Below are 19904 nucleotides of genomic sequence, written 5' to 3'. Positions count from 1 at the left end.
TCCTGACAAAGGGGGAGATGGAGGAGGTGAAGGGGACGGGGAGGGGGGAGGGAGAGGGAGAGGGATGGGCTGACGTCCCGGTCAGTCTTTGACCGCGCCCGCGGTGACCCCGGCGGCCACGTACCGCTGCGCGAGAACCAGGAGGACGGCGGCGGGTACGGACGCGACGACGGCGGTGGCCATGATCGCGTTCCATTCCTGGTTGTTGTTGCCGATGTAGTGGTAGATGCCGAGGGTGATCGGGCGCATGTCGCCGCCGCCGTCGAGGGTGTTGGCGAAGACGAAGTCGGACCAGGCCCACAGGAAGCTGAACAGCGAGACGGTGACGACGGCGTTGCGGCTCACCGGCAGGACGACGGACCAGAAGGTGCGCAAGGTGCCCGCGCCGTCGATGCGGGCGGCGGCGGTGAGTTCGCCGGGGATACCCGACATGAACGCCGTGAAGATCAGCACGCCGAAGGGCACGGCGATGGTGGAGTCCGCGATGATCAGCCCCCACCAGGAGTTCAGCAGACCGAGGTTGAGGAAGATCCCGTAGAAGCCCATCGCCATGACGATGCCGGGGATCATCTGGGCGATCAGCAGGGCCAGGCCGAGGATGCCGCCGCCGCGCGGACGCAGCTTGGCCAGCGAGTAGCCGGCCGGAGCGGCGATGACGAGGGTCACCGCGACCGTGCCGAGGCCGATGAGCAGGCTGGTGCCGAGGTAGGGCATCTGATCGTTCAGGACGGCCCGGTAGCCCTCGAACGTCGGATGCAGCGGGAGCAGGTCGGGCGGGGACTTGCGCATGTCCTGCTGCGGGGTGAGGGACACGTTCAGCATCCAGTACACCGGGAACAGCATGAGCGCGGTCAGCAGGACGCCGATGACGGTGTTGCGGCGCGAACGCCGGACACCCGGACGCACGCCGGTGCGGGGGGAGGTCATGCCTCCTGCCTCCTCTGGACGCGGATGTGGAACAGGCCGAAGACGAAGGCGATGAGGATGAGGATGTTGCCGACGGCGGCCCCGGGGCCGAAGTGCGGGAGCAGGGTGCCGAATCCCAGCTGGTACGACCAGGTCGCGAGCGTGGTCGACGAGTCGCCGGGACCTCCCTTGGTCATGATCCAGATCAGGTCGAACACCTTGAGCGTGTACACCAGGCCCAGCAGCAGCGTGATCGCCGAGACCGGCCGCAGCAGGGGGAAGGTGATATGGCGGAACTGGTGCCAGCCGCTCGCCCCGTCCAGCGAGGCGGCCTCGTACAGCTCCCCGGGGATGTTCTGCAGACCGCTGTAGAGGATGACCAGGTTGAACGGGATGCCGATCCAGACGTTGGCGATGATGACCGAGGTGAGCGCCCAGTGCGGCGAGGTGAGCCAGTCGACCGGCGACGCGCCGACGAGGTGGAGGGCGTAATTGACCACGCCCGACTCGCTGTTGAGCATCCAGGACCAGGTCGACGCCGACACGATGAGCGGCAGCAGCCACGGGATCAGGAACAGCGCCCGCAGCGTGGCGGCCAGACGGAAGTGCCGGTTGAAGAAGACGGCGAGCGCCAGCCCGGCGGCGTACTGGAACACGATCGACGCGAAGGTGAACACCATCGTGTGGCGCAGCGCGGGCCCGAAGGTGGGGTCGTTCAGCACCTGGGAGAAGTTGTCCCAGCCGGAGAACGGCGCGTTGTTGTCGACGAACGACCTGACGGTGTAGTCGCGCAGACTCAGATCGAGGTTGCGGTAGAGCGGATACAGGTAGAAGGCGGCGAGGTAGGCGACGAGCGGGGCGACGAAGGCGAGGGCGGTCAGCCGGCTCCTGCGCCGCCGTCGGCGGGATGGGGAGTCGCGCCGGTCGGTGGTGCCCGTCGCCGCGGACACGGCCGGGGACCGCTTCGGGCGGCGGTCGACTCGGGCGATGGTCATGCGAACTCCTGGATGCGGGTGGCGGTGTCCGGAACGCGGCCTGCGGCGCCGCGGCGGCCTCAGCCCTTGCCGGCCGCCGTCTGCGCCGCGTCGAGGGCGGCCTGGGGGCTCTTGCCTCCGGACAGGGCCGCCTGTACGGCCGTCCACATCGGCTGCGAGATGGTGGGGTACTTCGTGCCCAGACCGCCGCTGGTACGGCCGCGTGCGGCGGCCACGGCGTCCACCCACGGCTTGAGCTTCGGGTTCGCCTTGACCTGCTCGCTCTGTACGGCCGCGGTGGGGGCGACGTACGTCAGGGCGGTGTCACTGGCCAGCAGGTTCGCGGAGCTGGTCAGGCAGGTGACGATCTTCTTGCTGACGTCGTAGCGGGCGGTGTCCTTCTGTACCGGGACGGTGACGAACTCGCCGCCCGTCGGCACCGGCGCCGAACCGCCGTTCCGGCCGGGGATGCTGACGACCCCGTACGAGAAGTCGGCCTTCTCCGCGTTGGCGAGCTGCCAGGTGCCGTTCTCACTGAAGGCGTAGTCGCCGGTGGCGAACTCCTGCCAGCTGGTGGTCTGGGTGTTCTGCAGGACGTCCTTGGGCGCGTAGCCCGCGTCGACCCACTGCTTCCACAGCGAGAGCGCGGCGACTCCCTTGTCGGAGTCGAGCTTGGTGAGGTCGCCGCCCGCGCCCCAGAACCACGGCAGGAACTGGAAGCTGCCCTCCTCTGTGCTGATCGCGGAGAAGGTGATGCCCTTCTTGCCGGCCGACTTGACCTTCTTCAAGGCGGCCGTCAGCGACGCCCAGTCCTTGATGGAGGCGGGGTCGACGTGCGCGGCCGTCAGGATCTTCCGGTTGTAGTAGAGGGCGAGCGTGTTGGCGCCGATCGGTACGCCGTAGGCGGCGCCGTCGAGGGTGCCCGCGCCGATGATGTTCTTCTGGATCGCGGACGTGTCCAGGCCCAGGTCGCTCGTCTTGTTGAGGATCCCGGCCTCCACCATCGTGGAGACGACCGGGTTGTCCACGAGCATCACGTCCGGCGCGTTGCCCTGCTGGGCCGCCAGCAGCGCCTTGTTGCCCAGGTCCGTGGTGTCGTACCCAGTGCGCTTGATCCTGGCGCCGGCCTGGGTCCCGCACTGGGCGACGCGTTTGCCCCAGTCCGAGGAGGCGTCGAACTGCGGGTACGGGTCCCAGAAGGTGTACGTCGCCGACGTGCCGGAGGAGTCGGAGGAGCCCGAACCGCCGCCCCCGCAGGCGGCGGTGGAGGCGAGGGTGCCGACGGCGGCGAGGCATGCGAGGAGGGTGCGGCGGGTGCTTCTCATTGCGGTGACCTCGTTGTCATGAGTGGTCATGCGGGTTTATGGGTTTACGGGTTTATGGGTTTACGGGTTTATGGGTTTACGGGTTTATGGGTTTACGGAAGAGGGTGCGGAGATGGGACGGCTGCGGGGGCCGGGCGTCGGGAACGTCAGGAGGTGGGCAGCCAGACGCGCATGCTGCCGTCCTGTCGGTTGGCCCAGGCGTAGTAGGGGATCGCGGTCAGTTCGACGGGCTCGCCCGCCGGAGCGGAGGGCGCGGCCTCGGCCGACCGGTAGGGCCACCAGTCGGCGTCCGGGAGCTGTCGGCGGTGACCTGCGGCAACGACGGTGGTGATGCCGCCGAGCAGGTCCGGCCGCTGCTTCACGGCGAGCGGACGCGCGGTGTCGATGACGATGTCGTCGAGTCCGCCGCCGGGGTGGTCCACCTGTTCCAGGCAGTACACGAGCGGCCCGCGCTCGATGGCCACGCAGCCACGGACCGCGTCCACCCGGGGGTCGGCAGTGGTCAGGCGGGGTTCCAGGCCGAGTTCGAGGACGACCTGGTCGCCCGGCTCCCAGGTGCGCTCCAGACGCAGCCAGCCGTCCGCGAGGGGGCCGTCGGTCTGGTCGTACGTGCTGCCGCCGCACCGCACGCGGTACTCGCGGCACCACTGCGGGATGCGCAGCGACAGCGTCCAGGGCCGGTCTTGGGGACCCTCCTCCACCGTCAGGGACATCACACCGTGCCAGGGGTAGTCGGTCTCGGCGGTCACGGCGACGGGCGTGCCGTCGAGGTCGCCCTGGTAGCGGCCACTGACGTACTGGTGGATCTGCAGGCCCTGTCCGTCGGCGCCGGTCGAGGACAGGTAGTGCTCCAGGCCGGCGAGGAGGCGCATGACGTTGGGTGGGCAGCACGCGCAGCGGAACCAGCGGGTGCGGCGGGCCGACTGGTCGCCGCCGGGATCGGTGTGGCCGTCGCGCACCTGGAGCGGGTTGACGTACAGCCAGCTCTCGCCGTCCAGGGAGACACCGGCGAGGAAGCCGTTGTAGAGGGTGCGCTCGATCAGGTCGCTGTAGCGGGCCTCGCCGGTGAGCAGGGCCATACGCCAGCTCCACTGGATGGAGGCGATGGCGGCGCACGTCTCGCAGTAGGCGCGTTCGTTCGGCAGCTCGAACGGGTCGCCGAAGTCCTCCTTGTCGTGGTGCGCGCCGAGCCCGCCGGTCAGATGGGTCTTGGTGGTGGTCATCGCCCGCCACAACCGCTCGGCGGTGGCGCGCAGTTCGGCGTCGCCCGTCTCGGTGGCCAGGTCCGTCGCGCCGGCCAGCAGATAGAGCTGGCGTACGGCGTGCCCCTCGACGGTGGTCGCCTCGCGCAGCGGCACGCGGTCCTGGCAGTAGGCCTCGCCGCCGAGCAGGCCGTGGCCGTAGCGGTCGACGAAGTAGCCGGCGAGATCCAGGTAGCGCCGCTCGCCGGTCTCCCGGTACAGCTCGACCAGGGCGGTCTCCACCTCGGGGTGGCCGTCGATGCCGTCGATCGGTCTGCCGCTGCCGGGGAGGCCGAAGACGGAGTCGATGTGGTCGGCGAAACGGCGTGCCACATCGAGGAGTTCGTCGCGACCGGTGGCCCGGTGATGGGCCACTGCCGCCTGGATCAGATGGCCCGCGCAGTACAGCTCGTGGCCCCAGCGCAGGTCCTGGTAACGCTCCCCGCCCATACGGACCTGGAACCAGGTGTTGAGATAGCCGTCGGGCTGCTGGGCGCCGGCGACCAGGGAGACGATCCGTTCCACGTCGGCGGCGAGTCGGCCCACCTCGGGGCGGTCCCCCTCACCACCAGGCTCGGAGCTGTTCTCTTCACCGCCCGCCTCGGGACCGGCCTCTTCACCGCCCGCCTCCCGCCCGTGCTGGGCGAGTTGCCATGACGCTGCCTCCAGCCACTTGTAGACGTCGGTGTCCACGAACGGGTAGGCGCCCTGGAACGCGCCCTGCACCGTGCCCGCCGCCACACGCAGGTTGTGCAGGTTTCCCGCGGACTCCAACAGCCCGGGGCCTTGCGGGATGGAGATGCGCCCGTTGACCTCTCGGCGGGCGTGCCAGAAGCCGGTGCGCACCTCGGCGGTGGCGGGACGCAGCGCGGCGCGGGCATCCGGGCCCGGGCGGACCGGGCCCATGGGGGTGGCGCCCTGTTCGAGCGAAGCCGAGAACTTGGGGGAGGGCAGGGCGGAGCGGGTGCGGGGCATGGTTCTCCGGGAGTTGGATGGCGGACGGGAGCCGGTGTCGGAATCAGGATCGGATCGGATCGGATCGGAATCGGAATCGGGGCCGACGACGGAACATCCTCGGAACTCATTTGAGCAACCGTTTTTCCTGCCGAGAAGTAGAGGGCAGCGGGCTGGGCGGGTCAAGAGTCGCGGCAAGAGATTTTTCTGTTGCCCGGTGGCTGGCACTCCACCCCGGGAGGCTGCGACGATGGACGGAGCCGCTACCGTCCAGGAAAAGGTTTGCCCGTGACCGCTGCTCCAGATTCCCGCTCCGCCGGCCCGGCGAAGCTCGCCGACGTCGCCGCCCTGGCGGGCGTCAGCGTGGGCACGGCATCGAAGGCGCTGAACGGCGGCGGCCGGATGCGCCCCGAGACCCGTCAGCGGGTCCTCGACGCCGTGGAAGCACTCGGGTTCCGGCCCAACCAGCATGCGCAGAGCCTGCACACCGGCCGGAGCTGGACGGTCGGGCTGATGACGACCGACGGCATCGGCCGCTTCAGCACACCCGTGCTGCTCGGCGCCGAGGACGCGCTGGGAGCCGGGAAGATCTCCGTCCTGCTGTGCGACACCCGCGGCGACGCCATCCGGGAGCAGCACCATCTGCGCAATCTGATGGACCGCCGCGTGGACGGCATCATCGTCACCGGCCGCCGGACGGATCCGCGGCCGCCCCTGACCGGCATCGGGGCCGTGCCCATCGTCTACGCGCTCTCGCCCTCCACCGATCCGGCCGACACCTCGGTGGTCTCCGACGACCGGGGCGGGGCCAGGCTCGCGGTGGAGCACCTGCTGGCCACCGGCCGCACCCGGATCGCGCACGTCACCGGCCCGGAACACCACGCGGCCGCCCGGGACCGCGCCCGACACGCGGTGGCGCACCTGGAGCAGTCCTCGCTGGGCCTCGCGACCGGCCGGGTCCACTACGGCGAGTGGAGCGAGGCGTGGGGGCGCCGCGCCGTCGACGCGCTGCTGCGCACCGCGCCGGACACGGACGCCTTCTTCTGCGGCAACGACCAGATCGCCCGCGGTGTGACGGACGCGCTCCGCGAGCGGGGGGTGGGCGTCCCCGGCGAGATCGCGGTCGTCGGCTACGACAACTGGGACACCATGGCCCTGGCCAGCCGTCCGCCGCTGACCACGATCGACATGGACCTCACCGAGATCGGCCGGATCGCCGCGCTGCGGCTCCTGGAAGCCATCGACTCGGCTCGGGCACCGGGCGTGCACACCGTTCCGTGCCGGCTGATCGTGCGGGAGTCCAGTTGAGCTCGTCCCCGGAAGCGCTCCCGCACCCCCGCGCTCCGCGCTCCCGGAGGACGATCACGGGATGCGTCAGCTCTCGTCGTCAGCTCTCGTCCGGAGCCAACCGCAACGAGATCGAGTTGATGCAGTACCGCTGATCCGTCGGCGTCGCGTACCCCTCGCCCTCGAAGACATGCCCGAGATGCGACCCGCACCGCGCGCACCGTACCTCGGTCCGCACCATCCCGTGCGACGTATCGGACACAAGTTCTACCGCGTCTGAGTTGCGTGCATCGTAGAAGCTCGGCCAGCCGCAGTGCGACTCGAACTTCTCCGTCGAGGTGAAGAGTTCGGCGCCGCAGGCCCGGCAGGAGTACACACCCTTGGTCTTGGTGTCGGTGTACTCACCGGTGAAGGCGGGCTCGGTGCCCGCCTTCCGCAGGACCGTGTACTCGGCCGGGGTCAGCTCCGTGCGCCACTGCTCGTCCGGCTTTTCGATGTCGTACGACATGAAGCTCAACCCCTCACACACGTCACGGCTACTTCGACAGGCGGGCCAGGATCTCGGGTCCGAGGTCCGTCACATCTCCCGCGCCCATGGTGAGAACGAGATCACCGGGCCTCGCCATTCCCGCGACGACCGAGGGCACCTCCGCCTTGTCGTGCACCGGCGTCACGTCCGCGCCCGCCGCCCGCGCCGCCTCGATGATCAGCTCGCTCGTGACACCCGGGATCGGGTCCTCGCGGGCCGGGTAGATGTCCAGGACCACGGAGGCGTCCGCCAGGGACAGGGACTCGCCCATCTCCTTGGCCAGCTCCTGGGTGCGGGAGAACAGATGGGGCTGGAAGACCACCAGGATGCGGCCGGAGGCACCCGCGCGCATCGCCTCCAGGTCCGCCGTCATCTCCGTCGGGTGGTGCGCGTAGGAGTCGACGACCTGGACGCCCGCCTCCTCGCCCTTCAGCTGGAGGCGCCGCTTCACACCCGTGTAGGAGGCCAGGGCCGGGGCCAGCTCGGCCGCCGGGATGCCCAGGGCGACGCCCGCCGCCAGCGCCGCCACCGCGTTGTGCGCGTAGTGGCGGCCGGGGACGGAGACCGTGAAGGTCAGCTCCGCGCCGTCGAGGAGCACCTTCACCTCGCTCTTCAGGCCGTGGGGGATCACGGAGAGGACGCGTACGTCCGCGTCGGGAGAGTCGCCGTACGTCACCACCCGGACGTCCGCCGGCAGGCGCCGGGTGAGTTCGCGCGCGCCCTCGTGGTCCGCGGAGATCACCAGCGTGCCGCCCGGCACGATCTTGCCCGCGAAGGTCTCGAAGGACTCGTAGATCTCGTCCATGGAGGCATAGTTGGCGTGGTGGTCCAGCTCCACGTTCAGCACGATCGCCACCTCGGGCGCGTACTTGTGGAAGCTGCGGTCCGATTCGTCGGCCTCGGCGACGAAGATCTCTCCCTCACCGTGCAGGGCGTTCGAACCGGGGGCGTCCAGGTCGCCGCCGATCGCGTACGAGGGGTTCAGCCCCAGCGTGGAGAGCGACACCGCGAGCATCGACGTCGTGGTCGTCTTGCCGTGCGTGCCCGCGACCGCGATCGGACGCAGGCCGTCCATCAGACGGGCGAGGGCGTCCGAACGGTGGACCACCGGAATGCCCAGCTCGGCCGCGCGGGCCAGCTCCGGGTTGTCCGCGCGGATCGCCGAGGAGACGACCACACAGGTGGCGTCGGACGCCAGATGGTCCGCCGCGTGTCCGATGTGCACCGTCGCGCCCAGCGCGCGCAGGGCCTCGGCGGTCGCGGACTCCTTCGCGTCGCTGCCCGCCACCTTCGCCCCGCGCTGCGCCAGGATCTTCGCGATGCCCGACATTCCGGCGCCGCCGATGCCGATGAAGTGCGGTCGGTCCATGGCGGTGGGAAGGCCGGGTGCCATGCGTGTCTCCCTGTGCGTGCTGATACGGCGGACGTTCAGCGGCCCAGCCTATGCGGTGCGGCGCCCGGCGCCTTGCAAGGGGCACAAGCAACCACGCCGCGAAGGGGCGCGGGGCTGTGCCGATGTGCGGCTCCGCCGCGTGGGCGCGACCAGCCACGACGTGCCCGCCCCCGAAAACCACCGCACCCCCACGGCGCCCCACGGCCGAGCCCGGCGGCAGCGCTACGCCTTGCTGTGCGAGAACAGTTTCAGCACCGGCACGCCGACCTTGTGGCGGGCCCGCGAGGCCCAGTCGCGGTGGAAGAACTCCTCCACGTAGTGCGGGTCGGTCAGCACGATGACCTCGTCGGCGTCGACCTCGCCGACCAGCGCCTTCAGCGCGTCCAGCGGATGGTCCTCGATGAGCCGCCCCTCCGCCTCGCTGCCGGCCGAGCGCAGTGCCACCAGCGACACATCCAGGGCCTGCTGCCCCTGACCTGCCGCCTCCTCGCCCTCCGGCGTCTCGCGCTCGTGGGCCGCCTCGTCCAGCTCGCCCAGTGCGACGTCGTCGATGGCCCGCAGCAGCCGGTCCGCCTGGTCACCCCGCGGCTGGAGCAGCACGTGGAAAGCGACCGCCTCGTCACCGTGCAAAGTGGTGACGAACTCCACGTCGGCAGACGTCAGGGCCTTCTCGATCATCAATACGCTCGTGAACACGACAGGCGCCCTTCTCGTCCATGGGCCTCCCTGGCCCCCTGCTGAAACCATCCTGCCCCGCGATCGCACAGGGACTGCGATTATCCGTGTGCCCAGCGGAAGATAATCGGAACAGTATGTTCCTACTCGTCCGGACCGCCGGTCAGGGCCGACGGTATCGGGCGAAGAGGAATCCGGCCTCCTCCAGCAAGGACGCCAGTTCGAAGCGGGTCGGGACCGGCATCGCGGGCCCTCCGGTGATCCGCTGCGCGTCGCCCGCCGTCAGCGTAGGGGAGAGGGTCAGACAGAGTTCGTCGAGGGCCCCCGCCGCGACCATCTGGCCCAGCAGTCGCGGGCCCCCCTCCGTCAGCAGCCGGGTCATGCCACGCCCGGCGAGGACCCGTACGACCCGTACGGGGTCCACACCCGTGCCGTCCCCGGCGATGACCACCTCGGCACCCGCCTTCTCGGCCGCCGCCACCCGGTCGGGGGCCGCCGCGGCGCCCGTCAGGACCAGCGTGGGCACCAGGGGCGAGGTGAAAAGCGGCAGCGAGAAGTCCAGGTCCAGGCCGGCCGTGACGACGGCGATCGCGGGCGCCGGGCCCTGTCCGGCAGCCGCCCGCAGCGCCGCGAACTCCTCACGCGCGCGTGCCGGGCGATAACCTTCCTGGCGTACCGTTTCCGCGCCCGCGATCACGACGTCCGCGAGCCCCCGCAGCACCCCGAAGATCCGCATGTCGGCCGCGCTGGAGATGCCCTGGGACTTCCCGTCGTGCTGGGCGGCGCCGTCGAGCGTGGAGACCATGTTGGCGCGCAGCCAGGGCTCACGAACGCCGGAGGAGCGGGAGCCGGCGGCATCGGGGTAGGCGTACGCCTCCGCCAGCTCCAGGAGCTCCCACTCCCGGTCCGTCGCATCCGCCACAGCCGTACCAGGGGCATCGGAGGTCCTGGCGGCGGCCTGGGCTGCTGTTTCGTAGGTCACAGGGAACAGGCGTCGCATGTCGTGCAGTGTGGCACGGCCCTTAGAGTGGGTAACCGTGTCGTCCTCCACCGCCGCTTCCGGGATCGAATCGATACCCGAGGCAGCCCCCTCGTCCCTGTGCGCCCGCGAGCCGCACGTCCCCGCGGACCGGCTGGTCGCCGAGATGGTGCCGCCGCCGCGCTTCGACTCGGTGCGTTTCGAAACGTACATTCCGGACCCGAACCAGCCCAGCCAGACCGAGGCCGTACGGGTCCTCGCGGGCTTCGCGGCCGGTCTCGGCGGGGCACACGCCACCGGCACCGCCAAGCGGGGTTTTCTCGGCTTCGGCAAGGCCAAGGCGCCGAAGACCCCGGCCGGCCCCCGTGGCGTCTACCTCGACGGCGGCTACGGCGTCGGCAAGACCCACCTGCTCGCCTCGCTCTGGCACGCGACCCCGGCCGAGCCCGCGCTCAAGGCCTTCGGCACCTTCGTGGAGCTGACCAACCTGGTCGGCGCGCTCGGCTTCCAGAAGACCGTGCAGACACTCTCCGGGCACCGGTTGCTGTGCATCGACGAGTTCGAGCTCGACGACCCCGGCGACACCGTCCTGGTCTCCACCCTGCTCGGCAAGCTGGTCGACGCGGGGGTCGCACTCGCGGCCACCTCGAACACCCTGCCGGGCAAGCTCGGCGAGGGCCGGTTCGCGGCCGCCGACTTCCTGCGCGAGATCCAGGGCCTGTCCGCACACTTCCGGCCGCTGCGGATCGACGGCGAGGACTACCGCCACCGCGGGCTGCCCGAGGCCCCGGCGCCGTTCACCGACGAGCAGGTCACGAAGGCGGCGTACGCCACCGAGGGAGCCTCTCTCGACGACTTCCCGCATCTGCTCGACCACCTCGCACGCGTGCACCCCAGCCGCTACGGCGCCCTGACCGACGACCTCAAGGCCGTCTGCCTCACCGACGTCCAGCCGGTTCCGGACCAGTCGACGGCGCTGCGGCTCGTGGTCCTCGCGGACCGGCTGTACGACCGCGAGGTGCCGGTGCTCGCCTCCGGGATGCCCTTCGACCAGCTCTTCAGCGAGGAGATGCTGAACGGCGGCTACCGGAAGAAGTACTTCCGCGCGATCTCCCGGCTGACCGCGCTGGCCCGGGACGCCAAGGGACTCGTCGAGGCGTAGCTTTCGACCCTCTTCACAGAGCGCTGCCCCAGGACCGCCCCATCGAGCCGGACCTCTCCGGCCCGCACCACCTCGACCACGCCTGCCGGACCGCGTTGGAGAACTGGTCGGCGCGGCACAGCACGGCGGGGACCGCGCCCGTGAAGCGACATAAAACCGCGGGCCCAGCCCTCGACGTAAAGTGGACATGTTAGACATGATGGGCGGCTCGGAAGGGGGTCGTCATGCTCCAGGAGCTGGTGGTTACGGCCGTGGCAGCCGGTTCCGCGGGTCTGGTGTACGTCTGCGCGGCGGCCCGGGTCGTCAAGCAGTACGAGCGCGGAGTGGTGCTCCGGCTCGGGCGGCTGACGGGTGGCGTACGTCCGCCGGGATTCACCATGATCGTCCCGGGCGTGGACCGGCTGCGTAAGGTCAACATGCAGATCGTGACGATGCCGGTGCCCGCGCAGGACGGCATCACGCGGGACAACGTCACGGTCCGGGTCGACGCGGTCATCTACTTCAAGGTGGTGGACGCGGCCGACGCGATCATCCAGGTCGAGGACTACCGCTTCGCGGTCTCCCAGATGGCACAGACCTCGCTGCGCTCGATCATCGGCAAGAGCGACCTGGACGATCTGCTCTCCAACCGCGAGAAGCTCAACCAGGGCCTGGAGCTGATGATCGACAGCCCGGCGATGGGCTGGGGGGTGCAGATCGACCGGGTCGAGATCAAGGACGTATCACTCCCGGAGACGATGAAACGGTCCATGGCCCGGCAGGCCGAGGCCGACCGTGAACGGAGGGCCCGGATCATCAACGCGGACGCCGAGCTCCAGGCGTCGAAGAAGCTGGCGGAGGCCGCCGGGGTGATGTCCGAGCAGCCCGCCGCGCTCCAACTGCGCTTGCTGCAGACGGTGGTGGCGGTCGCGGCCGAGAAGAACTCCACGCTCGTCCTGCCCTTCCCGGTGGAACTGCTGCGGTTCCTGGAGCGGGCGCACGTCCAGCAGGGGCCGCCGACGGTGGAACAGACGGTGGAACAGCGATCGGCGCCTCGTCCGCTCGACGAGCACAGGGCCGACGAGTTCGCGCTCGATGAGACCGAGGTCGAGGTCGAGACCGAGCTCAAGGCCAAGCTCAGGGCCGCGTTCGAGGCCGAGCTCGATGCCGACGAGTTCCCGCTCGACACCCAAGGCCCTACTCCTACCCCTACCCCTATCCCTGGCCCTGGCCCTGGCCCCACCCCTGACCCCACCCCTGGCCCTGACTCCGCCGACGGCGGGTCAGCGCGCGGGTGAGGACCGGTACGGCCGAAGCCGACCCTGGCGACGGGGATGACGGTGACACCCTCACGAGTGATGGGCTCACCGAAGACGGCGCTGGTGGAGGCCCGCCCACCGCTCCGAAATCGAGGGGTATGGGGGGCGGGGGGAGAAACTCTGAGGCCTGCCCCCTGAGTTCCGGTGGGTGCGATGATGGCGGCCATGGCGTTGTCGACTGCGTTCACGAAGTTGATCGGTGTGCGGCATCCGATCGCACTGGCGCCCATGGGTGGGTCGGCCGGTGGCGCGCTGGCCGCGGCCGTCTCTCGCGGCGGCGGGCTCGGCTTGCTCGGCGCCGGGGGTGGGGATCCGGACTGGCTGGCCCGCGAGGTGCCTCTCGTCGCGTCGGGCACGGACACCCCGTGGGGCATGGGCTTTCCGACCTGGGCGATCGATGCCGGCACGGTCGAGCGGGCACTGGAGTACCGTCCCAGGGCGGTGATGTTGTCCTTCGGGGACCCCAGCCCGTACGTCGAACGCGTCCGCCAGGCCGGGGCGACACTCATCATTCAGGTCACCGACCTGGAGGAGGCCAGGCAAGCGGTGGACCTGGGCGCCGACGTGATCGTGGCGCAGGGCACCGAAAGCGGTGGACATGGGGCCAGGCACGGACGATCGACCCTCCCGTTCGTGCCCGTGGTGGTGGATCTGGCGGCACCGGTTCCGGTGCTGGCGGCAGGCGGGATCGCCGACGGCCGCGGCCTGGCAGCCGCCCTGGCCCTGGGCGCTGCCGGAGCGCTCATCGGCACCCGCTTCCAGGCCACGGCCGAAGCCCTGGTCCACCCCTCGATCACCACCGCTATCGTCGAGGGACGCGGGGAGGACACCGAGCGCAACCGCGTACTGGACATCGCCCGCGGCTCCCGTTGGCCCTCTCGGTACACCGCTCGCACTCTGGGCCATCGCTACCTTGACCAATGGCGGGGCCGGGAAGCGGAACTCACCGCGGATGCGCAGGCTCAGCAGGACTATCAGGGTGACGTGGCACGAGGCGAGGTGCCGCCGCTGCCGGTATGGGCCGGAGAGGCCGTCGACCTCATCAACGACCTGCCGCCCGCGGCCGATCTCGTTGCCGCCCTGGCCGAACAGGCGGAGGACGCCCTGACCCGAGCGGGAAGACGCTGACCGCAGGTCACCTCACGTGCCGGCGTGGCAGTGGAGTTGGGCGTCGATCCGGGCGGCGGTCCTGGGGCCGTCGTGAGTCCGGTACTCGCTGGTCTTCAGGTGCGCCGTAGTGATCGTGTGCAGGTTGAAGACGTCGTCGCGTCCGTCACCCGAGGGGTCCACGTACCCGACGTCGAGGGTGGGCGGAACGGTGGCCGGCTCGGCCGCGTGGCGTTCGAATCCCTCGCCTGACAGTGCTTGGTACCCATGCCGTCTCAAGTCGGCCTGTCGGGGGTCGGCCAGTCGAGGCTGCCTGTCGCGGCTGCCTGCAAAACGGTAGCGGCACGGGTATCGGTAGGCGGTACCGGTAGGCCCATCACGGGACAGTCACGCCATCAGCCGGACGAGACCCGGCCGGGTGACTTCCCGCACTGTCTCCGCCCGACGCGTACATATAATGGGCAGATCATCACACTTGTCCCTATATCTTCATCCGGTGATCATTCCAGTACGACGATTCGCCGCGACCTGCGCCCTCGGCGCACTCGGCGTCGCACTCACCGCCTGCGGGACCCCCGGAACCCCGCACGCCGCCCGCCCAGGGCAACCCGCGTCGGCCACCACCGGCAGCATCAGCGCCGCACCCTCGCGGCCCCCCACCCTCGCCCCCGGTTCCAGCGGTCTGACCCCCGTCTTCAAGAACGGCCCGCGGACGCGGGACAAGACCGTCGCACTGACCTTCGACGCGGACATGACCGCCGATCAGGGGCCACGTGCCGCGGCCGGGGAGCACTTCGACAATCCCCGGTTGATCGCGACGCTCCGCGCGTTCAAGGTGCCGGCCACCGTGTTCATGACGGGGCGGTGGGCCGACGAGTATCCCCAGGAGGCCAAGGACATCGGGCGGGACCCGCTCTTCGAGGTCGCCAACCACTCGTACAGCCATTACGCCTTCACCGGCAACTGCTACGGCCTGCCCACCGTGCCCGAGGACAAGATGCGGGCCGATGTGGAGCGGGCGTACGCCGCCTTCAAGAAGGCGGGCGTGCCCAACGCGTTGCCGTACTTCCGTTTCCCCGGCGGGTGCTACGACCAGCAGGCGCTGCGCACGCTGAGCGCCGTCGGCGTGACCGCCGTGCAATGGGACGTCGTCAGCGGGGATGCCTTCGCCACCGACTCCGACGCCGTGGCCCGGCAGGTACTGGAGGGAGTGGAGCCCGGCTCCGTCGTCGTCATGCACTGCACGCTCAGTGCGGCTCCGGCGACCGAACTGGCCCTGCACACGATCGTCCCCGAGTTGCGCAAGAAGGGGTTCCGGTTCGTGAAGGTCTCCGAGCTGATCGGGACGGTGGCGCGGGGCGGGCAGCAGGTCACCTCGTAGACAGCCGCACCTCGTAGGCGCGCTCCGGTCCCGGCTTACGCTGGGGCCATGAGCGACGAGTACTGCGGCACCCCAGCGGGCCGGGCCCCGGTTCCGGCCCCGACCGACGCCGGGCCGCCGTTCGCCGAGTGCGTGCTGTGCCGGAAGCCGACCGAGTACCCGGAGTCGTACAAGGGGATCACGCTGTGCCCCCTCTGCGAGTGGCAGGAGGCACAGCGGACCGCCTGTTCCGGGTGACCGGTTCGTTCGGGGTGGAACCGGTTCGTTCAGGGTGAGCGGCGTGAGGTGAGCGCGCAGGCCACGGCGAGCGCGGCCGCCGTGAGCAGCGCGGCGGCCGTCAGCGGCAGCAGCGGGGCGGGGACCGTGCCCGTCCGCGAGCCGGTGATCAGGTCCGTCAGCGCCGCCTGCGCCGGCGAACCCGTCACCACCAGCGCGAACAGCGCCGCCAGCAGCATCGACGGCACCGCCCGGCCCGGCGAGCGCAGCAGCGGCCACGTCGTGAGCGCGCCGACGGCGGTGCCGAGCAGGGCGCACACGAGTGCGGCGAGCAGCCCGGCGCCACCCGCCGCGAGCACCGGTACCCGCTTCTGGTGGTCCGTGCTCGTCGGGTCGCTGATCACCGTGACGACCAGCGTCGCCGCCGCCCCGATGCATACGGCCGCCGCCAGCGCGACGAGCAGACAGGCGAGGTGCGCCCGACCGGGCCCGACCGACGCGCTCACACAACTCCGGGCCGCGGGCGGCTCGTTGGTGGCGCAGACACGGACGAGCCAGGCGGCGACGGGGAGGACGGCGGCGGCCGAGTAGCCGAGCGAGTCGAGCACCGGCTGCCCGCTCTGGACACCGATCCCCAGGAAGGCCGCGTACAGGATGAACGGCGGCAACCAGCGCTGGGAGCGCAGGAGGAGGGCGGTCTGGTAGCGGAGGAGGGCGGTCATCGGTGGCTTTCGGTTTCGAGCGGGCGGCGGCGTACGTCGCTCTCGGACGGGTTCGTCGAAAGCTCCGGGTTCTTCGAGGGCTCCTGGCTCTTCGAGGGCTCCGGGCTCTTCGAAAACTCCTGGTTCTTCGAGGGCTCCTGGTTCTTCGGAGGCTCCGAACGTGCTCGGCGCACGCTCGTCACGTGCCACGGTGGGCGGGCGGCCAGCAGCGCTCTGAGCAGCACGTCGGAGTGCGACTCGGGCACGGTGAAGCGGGTCGCCACCGCTCCGGTCCGCTCCATGGACACGGCCGGGCCGACCGCCTCGACGGGCGGCTCCGCGTCCGGCGGGCCCTCGGCCTCGACGACCACGTGCGGCCCGGCCACCGCCGAAGTGGCGTTCTCCGTAGGGAGTTCACGGAGGCGGAGGGCGCCGTCGATCACCGCGTACGTCGCGTCCGGCACCCCCGCCAGGCGGCGCGGGTCGTGGTCGACGAACACCACCACGGCGCCGTCGGCGGTGCGTTCGGCGACGGCACGTTCGAGTTCGGCGCGGGCGGCGGTGTCGAGGCCGGTCCAGGCCTCGTCGAGGACCAGGAGTTCCGGCTCGGCGAGCAGGGCCTGCGCGACGGCGACCTTCTGGCTGCTGCCCTTGGACAGCTCCGACATCGGCGTACGGGCGTACGCGGCGGCGCCGAGGCGTTCCAGCCACTCGTCGGCGGCGCGGGCGGCGGCCGGGCGGCTCAGGCCGTGGACCGTGCCCAGGTGGGTGAGGTAGCCGGAGGCGGTGAAGGGGAGCGCGGCGGGGAAACGCTCGGGGACGTACGCCGTCCGCGGGCGCCCGGCGATCCGGCCCTCGGAGGGCGCGTCGATCCCGGCGAGAAGGCGCAGCAGCGTCGACTTGCCGGTTCCGTTGGCGCCCTCGACGCGGATCAGTGTGCCGGGCGTCACGTCGAGGTCGACGCCGCGCAGGACCCAGGGGCCGCGCAGGCCGTAGCGGCGGCCGACGCCCTCCAGCCGTAGAGCAGTGTTCATGTGGTCATCCTCGCGCGGGCGGATCGGCGCTCGCCGAGGAACGGGACCGAAGAACCGATCTTCCGCCTGGCACACTGGGGGCGTGAGCAGCGACCCGACCGTAGCCGACGCACCCGACGCCGGCGACACCGACCGTACCGCCGGTGACAGCCCTTTCCGTTCCGAGCGCACCGCGCGCGACGAGGCGCCGCAGTTCGTGCTGCCGCTGGTCGTGCGCATCGAGAAGGCCGCTCCCCCGGCGCGTACCGACGCGCTGGAGACGGCGGCCCGCGCCGTGCTGACGATCCTCGGCGACGAACGGTCGGTGGGGGAAGGGGAATGGGCGCAGGCCATGCGGGACTGGCAGGACGCCCGGATTCGCAAGGTCGTACGGCGGGCGCGCGGCGCCGAGTGGCGGCGGGCCGAGGCGCTGCCCGGCATCACCGTCACGGGGAAGTCCGCCGAGGTGCGCGTCTTCCCGCCGGTGCCGCTGGACGGCTGGCCGAAGGATCTCGCCCGGCTCCAGGTCTCCGGCACGGACCTCGACGACCCGGAGCCGCCGGTGGACGCCGACGCGACCGCGCCCGTGCTCTGGCTCAACCCCGATCTCGACATGTCGGCCGGCAAGACCATGGCGCAGGCCGGGCACGGCGCACAGCTGGCCTGGTGGGAGCTGTCGGACGAGGAGCGGGCGGCCTGGCGCGACGCAGGCTTCCCCCTCGCCGTCCGCACCGCGAACCCGGCCCGCTGGCGTGAACTCACCACCTCCGGGCTGCCGTTGGTCCGCGACGCGGGCTTCACGGAGATCGCGCCGGGGTCGTGCACGGTGGTGGCCGATCATCCGGCGCTGCGGTCCTCCTGACGCGCCATGAGTACCACCGGTCGCCCGGAGCCCGGGATGCGTCGGCTCACGCTGGACCTTCCCGCCGAACTCGTGGAGTGGGTATGGGGATTCGCCGAGATCTCACACCGGTCGGTCGAGGACGTGGTCCGGCCGCTCATCGAGGAGGAGAAGGCCCGCGTCGAGGCCGGTTGGGATCCCGGCCCCGGCACCGACGGCCCTGGCCCCGCCTGACGACAGGGACGTCAGGCAGAGGTCGGGGCGAAATGGCCGATCAGGAGGGACAGGCGGCGGTCGTGGCCCTCGCGGGGGAGGCGTCCGCTGCGCATCAACGTGACGAGTCCGTGCAGGCCGCTCCAGAAGGTCTCCGCGAAGATGTCCGGATCGTCGTCCCCCGCGAGCGGCTGGATGGTCCGGTGCAGCTCACCGAAGGCGTCCCGTAGCGCGGGTGGCGCCTCGGTGGTCGCGAACGGCAGGTCGACGACGTTCGTGAACATCGCGTCGTACAGCGCGGGGCGCCGGTCACCGAACTCCGCGTAGGCCGCGCCGACGGCGGCGAGGGCCTCGCGCGGGCCGCTCACCGACGTACACGCCGCCCGCAGTTCCTGAGCCAGCTCGTCGAAGCCCTGCACCGCGACCGCCGCCATGATGGCGTCCTTGCCCTTGAAGTGGCTGTACAGCACGGGCTGGCTGTACTCGATCTCGGCGGCCGGCCGACGCGTGGTCACCGCGTCCCAGCCCTCCGTCTCGGCCAGCTGCCGAGCGGCCGTGACGATCAACCGCTCGCGCTCCGCTCGTTCGCGCTCTCGGCGCGCTTGAATCGACATGCCCGAAATTCTATCAGTGCTAGAATTTTTATCCACGCTATGTTAGCTTCGCTCTTGTCCCTAGCAATGCTAGCGAAGATTCGAGGAGACCTGCCGTGCTTACTTCCATCGCCTACGGCCTTGCGATCGCGCTCGACCTCTTGGTGCTGTTCATCGGCGCGCGCTTCCTGGTCCAGCCGGTGGCCGCCGCCGCGGCGTACGGCGTCCCGGCCAAGCAGAACGGCGACGCCGCCTATCTGGAGATCAAGGGCCTGCGTGACGCCGCTTGCGGCATTATGGGCCTGGCCCTGCTCGCCTTCGCCGGAGCCACCGCCGGGGCGTGGTTCATGGTCGCCGTCGCCCTGGTGCCACTGGGCGACACTCTGATAGTGCTGCGGCACGGTGGCACGAAGGCGGTCGCCTTCGGAATCCACTTCGCCACGGCCGTTGTTGTGCTCATCAGCGGCGGTCTGCTCTTCGCCGTCTGAACTCCGCACCGCCTGAACTCCGCGCCATCCGAGTTCTTCGCCATCTGAACTCTTCGCCGCCCGAACGCCGTCCCTTTCCCCTCGGGAGTCATGAGATGTCGCTGATCGTGCCGGACTTCGACGAGTCCGTGATCGTCCGCTCCGCCGGGGCCGAAGTGATCGGCCGCGCCCCCACCACCATCCAGTTGCTGGCCGACAGCAGCGCGACCGGGGGTGCGCTGTCCACGGTGCGGGCCACGCTCACCGCCGGCGCCGACGGCGCCAGGCCGCACCACCACGCCGACTCCGCCGAGCTGTTCTACATGCTCGGCGGAACCGCCCAGGTCCTCTCCGGCGAGAAGGTCGTCACCGTCGAGGCCGGCGACCTGGTCGTCGTGCCGCCCGGCCTCCCGCACGCCTTCGCGGCGGCGCCCGGGGAGGACGCGGACATCCTCATCGTCATCACGCCCGGTGTCGAACGCTTCGAGTACTTCCGCCACTTGGAACGCATCGCCTACGGCAAGGTGCCGCCGGAGAGCCTGCTGGAGGTCCAGGAGCTCTACGACACGTACTTCCGGCAGAGCCCGGCCTGGGACGAACGACGCTGAGCGACGCGACCCGATGCGACGCAGTTACGCTTGCGGCACAT

22 protein-coding genes are annotated in these 19904 nt (G+C 70.7%); 10 read left to right on the top strand and 12 right to left on the bottom strand.

What is annotated here, in order from left to right; all coding sequences use genetic code 11:
• Positions 1–81 precede the first annotated feature (81 nt).
• The 4 genes from OG747_RS34870 to OG747_RS34855 all read right to left on the bottom strand — a co-directional run bounded on the left by OG747_RS34870 (position 82) and on the right by OG747_RS34855 (position 5421).
• Complete coding sequence (locus OG747_RS34870; RefSeq protein ID WP_405883333.1) at positions 82–927, bottom strand: carbohydrate ABC transporter permease; 846 nt, start codon at positions 925–927, stop codon at positions 82–84.
• Positions 924–1901 carry a carbohydrate ABC transporter permease gene (locus OG747_RS34865; RefSeq protein ID WP_405883332.1) on the bottom strand — a complete coding sequence of 326 codons (978 nt, stop codon included), beginning with the start codon at positions 1899–1901 and terminating at the stop codon, positions 924–926. The genes OG747_RS34870 and OG747_RS34865 overlap by 4 nt, the downstream gene beginning before the upstream one ends.
• Positions 1902–1960: 59 nt before the next feature.
• Entirely contained in the window at positions 1961–3205 is a 1245-nt protein-coding gene (locus OG747_RS34860; RefSeq protein WP_405885847.1) for an extracellular solute-binding protein, read from the bottom strand.
• 146 nt (positions 3206–3351) lie between these two features.
• Positions 3352–5421, bottom strand: a complete 2070-nt coding sequence (locus tag OG747_RS34855) for a glycoside hydrolase family 127 protein (RefSeq protein WP_405883331.1) — start codon at positions 5419–5421, stop codon at positions 3352–3354.
• A 267-nt stretch (positions 5422–5688) separates the two neighbouring features.
• Between OG747_RS34855 and OG747_RS34850 the strand changes: the two genes are divergently transcribed.
• Positions 5689–6708, top strand: a complete 1020-nt coding sequence (locus OG747_RS34850) for a LacI family DNA-binding transcriptional regulator (RefSeq protein ID WP_405883330.1) — start codon at positions 5689–5691, stop codon at positions 6706–6708.
• Positions 6709–6787: 79 nt separating this feature from the next.
• On the opposite strand, the gene msrB is transcribed toward OG747_RS34850, so the two are convergent.
• The 4 genes from msrB to OG747_RS34830 form a co-directional block, all read right to left on the bottom strand.
• Positions 6788–7195: a peptide-methionine (R)-S-oxide reductase MsrB gene (gene msrB / locus OG747_RS34845; RefSeq protein WP_405883329.1), complete on the bottom strand. Its 408-nt coding sequence runs from the start codon at positions 7193–7195 to the stop codon at positions 6788–6790.
• A 28-nt stretch (positions 7196–7223) separates the two neighbouring features.
• Positions 7224–8609: a UDP-N-acetylmuramate--L-alanine ligase gene (gene murC / locus OG747_RS34840; protein WP_405883328.1), complete on the bottom strand. Its 1386-nt coding sequence runs from the start codon at positions 8607–8609 to the stop codon at positions 7224–7226.
• Positions 8610–8831: 222 nt separating this feature from the next.
• Positions 8832–9305 (bottom strand): indole-3-glycerol phosphate synthase, encoded by a 474-nt coding sequence (locus OG747_RS34835; RefSeq protein ID WP_405883327.1) that lies wholly within the window; start codon positions 9303–9305, stop codon positions 8832–8834.
• A 142-nt stretch (positions 9306–9447) separates the two neighbouring features.
• Complete coding sequence (locus OG747_RS34830; protein WP_405883326.1) at positions 9448–10284, bottom strand: pyrimidine reductase family protein; 837 nt, start codon at positions 10282–10284, stop codon at positions 9448–9450.
• On the opposite strand from OG747_RS34830, the gene zapE reads away from it, so the two are divergent.
• From zapE to OG747_RS34815, 3 genes are all read left to right on the top strand, one after another.
• Positions 10283–11425: a cell division protein ZapE gene (gene zapE, locus OG747_RS34825; protein ID WP_405883325.1), complete on the top strand. Its 1143-nt coding sequence runs from the start codon at positions 10283–10285 to the stop codon at positions 11423–11425. The two genes, OG747_RS34830 and zapE, sit on opposite strands and share 2 nt — an antisense overlap.
• A gap of 224 nt (positions 11426–11649) precedes the next feature.
• Positions 11650–12702, top strand: a complete 1053-nt coding sequence (locus OG747_RS34820; RefSeq protein WP_405883324.1) for a slipin family protein — start codon at positions 11650–11652, stop codon at positions 12700–12702.
• 186 nt (positions 12703–12888) lie between these two features.
• A complete protein-coding gene (locus tag OG747_RS34815; protein WP_405883323.1) occupies positions 12889–13851 on the top strand; it encodes an NAD(P)H-dependent flavin oxidoreductase in 963 nt (320 codons plus the stop codon).
• Positions 13852–13863: 12 nt separating this feature from the next.
• Here the strand turns inward: OG747_RS34815 and OG747_RS34810 are convergent, their stop codons facing one another.
• Positions 13864–14109, bottom strand: coding sequence for a hypothetical protein (locus OG747_RS34810; RefSeq protein WP_405883322.1), 246 nt, complete (start codon positions 14107–14109; stop codon positions 13864–13866).
• Positions 14110–14326: 217 nt separating this feature from the next.
• Here OG747_RS34810 and OG747_RS34805 point away from each other — a divergent pair, with 217 nt between their 5' ends.
• Both OG747_RS34805 and OG747_RS34800 read left to right on the top strand, forming a co-directional pair.
• Positions 14327–15211 (top strand): polysaccharide deacetylase family protein, encoded by an 885-nt coding sequence (locus OG747_RS34805; RefSeq protein WP_405883321.1) that lies wholly within the window; start codon positions 14327–14329, stop codon positions 15209–15211.
• A 48-nt stretch (positions 15212–15259) separates the two neighbouring features.
• Positions 15260–15448: a hypothetical protein gene (locus OG747_RS34800; protein ID WP_405883320.1), complete on the top strand. Its 189-nt coding sequence runs from the start codon at positions 15260–15262 to the stop codon at positions 15446–15448.
• Positions 15449–15477: 29 nt separating this feature from the next.
• On the opposite strand, the gene OG747_RS34795 is transcribed toward OG747_RS34800, so the two are convergent.
• Positions 15478–16149, bottom strand: coding sequence for an ABC transporter (locus tag OG747_RS34795; RefSeq protein WP_405883319.1), 672 nt, complete (start codon positions 16147–16149; stop codon positions 15478–15480).
• Positions 16146–17162 (bottom strand): ATP-binding cassette domain-containing protein, encoded by a 1017-nt coding sequence (locus OG747_RS34790; RefSeq protein ID WP_405883318.1) that lies wholly within the window; start codon positions 17160–17162, stop codon positions 16146–16148. The genes OG747_RS34795 and OG747_RS34790 overlap by 4 nt, the downstream gene beginning before the upstream one ends.
• Positions 17163–17244: 82 nt before the next feature.
• Between OG747_RS34790 and OG747_RS34785 the strand changes: the two genes are divergently transcribed.
• Complete coding sequence (locus OG747_RS34785; RefSeq protein ID WP_405883317.1) at positions 17245–18003, top strand: peptidyl-tRNA hydrolase; 759 nt, start codon at positions 17245–17247, stop codon at positions 18001–18003.
• Between the two features lie 6 nt (positions 18004–18009).
• On the top strand, positions 18010–18216 hold the full coding sequence (locus tag OG747_RS34780; protein WP_405883316.1) for a hypothetical protein: 207 nt from the start codon (positions 18010–18012) through the stop codon (positions 18214–18216).
• 11 nt (positions 18217–18227) lie between these two features.
• Here the strand turns inward: OG747_RS34780 and OG747_RS34775 are convergent, their stop codons facing one another.
• A complete protein-coding gene (locus OG747_RS34775; protein WP_405883315.1) occupies positions 18228–18809 on the bottom strand; it encodes a TetR/AcrR family transcriptional regulator in 582 nt (193 codons plus the stop codon).
• Positions 18810–18904: 95 nt separating this feature from the next.
• Between OG747_RS34775 and OG747_RS34770 the strand changes: the two genes are divergently transcribed.
• The gene (locus tag OG747_RS34770; RefSeq protein ID WP_405883314.1) at positions 18905–19276 is read left to right on the top strand and encodes a DUF4267 domain-containing protein; all 372 of its coding nucleotides are present in this window, start codon (positions 18905–18907) and stop codon (positions 19274–19276) included.
• A 95-nt stretch (positions 19277–19371) separates the two neighbouring features.
• Positions 19372–19863, top strand: coding sequence for a cupin domain-containing protein (locus tag OG747_RS34765; protein ID WP_405883313.1), 492 nt, complete (start codon positions 19372–19374; stop codon positions 19861–19863).
• Positions 19864–19904 lie beyond the last annotated feature (41 nt).

The organism is Streptomyces sp. NBC_01384 (genome assembly GCF_045040035.1).
Classification (GTDB): Bacteria; Actinomycetota; Actinomycetes; order Streptomycetales; family Streptomycetaceae; genus Streptomyces.
This window is presented reverse-complemented; position numbering and strand designations above follow the sequence as displayed.

Bases quoted from the DNA above. Each gene is read 5' to 3' on its own strand.
- OG747_RS34870 (WP_405883333.1), bottom strand. From the start codon at position 927: ATGACCTCCCCCCGCACCGGCGTGCGTCCGGGTGTCCGGCGTTCGCGC.
- OG747_RS34865 (WP_405883332.1), bottom strand. From the start codon at position 1,901: ATGACCATCGCCCGAGTCGACCGCCGCCCGAAGCGGTCCCCGGCCGTG.
- OG747_RS34860 (WP_405885847.1), bottom strand. From the start codon at position 3,205: ATGAGAAGCACCCGCCGCACCCTCCTCGCATGCCTCGCCGCCGTCGGC.
- OG747_RS34855 (WP_405883331.1), bottom strand. From the start codon at position 5,421: ATGCCCCGCACCCGCTCCGCCCTGCCCTCCCCCAAGTTCTCGGCTTCG.
- msrB (WP_405883329.1), bottom strand. From the start codon at position 7,195: ATGTCGTACGACATCGAAAAGCCGGACGAGCAGTGGCGCACGGAGCTG.
- murC (WP_405883328.1), bottom strand. From the start codon at position 8,609: ATGGCACCCGGCCTTCCCACCGCCATGGACCGACCGCACTTCATCGGC.
- zapE (WP_405883325.1), top strand. From the start codon at position 10,283: ATGTCGTGCAGTGTGGCACGGCCCTTAGAGTGGGTAACCGTGTCGTCC.
- OG747_RS34830 (WP_405883326.1), bottom strand. From the start codon at position 10,284: ATGCGACGCCTGTTCCCTGTGACCTACGAAACAGCAGCCCAGGCCGCC.
- OG747_RS34820 (WP_405883324.1), top strand. From the start codon at position 11,650: ATGCTCCAGGAGCTGGTGGTTACGGCCGTGGCAGCCGGTTCCGCGGGT.
- OG747_RS34815 (WP_405883323.1), top strand. From the start codon at position 12,889: ATGGCGTTGTCGACTGCGTTCACGAAGTTGATCGGTGTGCGGCATCCG.
- OG747_RS34800 (WP_405883320.1), top strand. From the start codon at position 15,260: ATGAGCGACGAGTACTGCGGCACCCCAGCGGGCCGGGCCCCGGTTCCG.
- OG747_RS34795 (WP_405883319.1), bottom strand. From the start codon at position 16,149: ATGACCGCCCTCCTCCGCTACCAGACCGCCCTCCTCCTGCGCTCCCAG.
- OG747_RS34790 (WP_405883318.1), bottom strand. From the start codon at position 17,162: ATGAACACTGCTCTACGGCTGGAGGGCGTCGGCCGCCGCTACGGCCTG.
- OG747_RS34780 (WP_405883316.1), top strand. From the start codon at position 18,010: ATGAGTACCACCGGTCGCCCGGAGCCCGGGATGCGTCGGCTCACGCTG.
- OG747_RS34775 (WP_405883315.1), bottom strand. From the start codon at position 18,809: ATGTCGATTCAAGCGCGCCGAGAGCGCGAACGAGCGGAGCGCGAGCGG.
- OG747_RS34765 (WP_405883313.1), top strand. From the start codon at position 19,372: ATGTCGCTGATCGTGCCGGACTTCGACGAGTCCGTGATCGTCCGCTCC.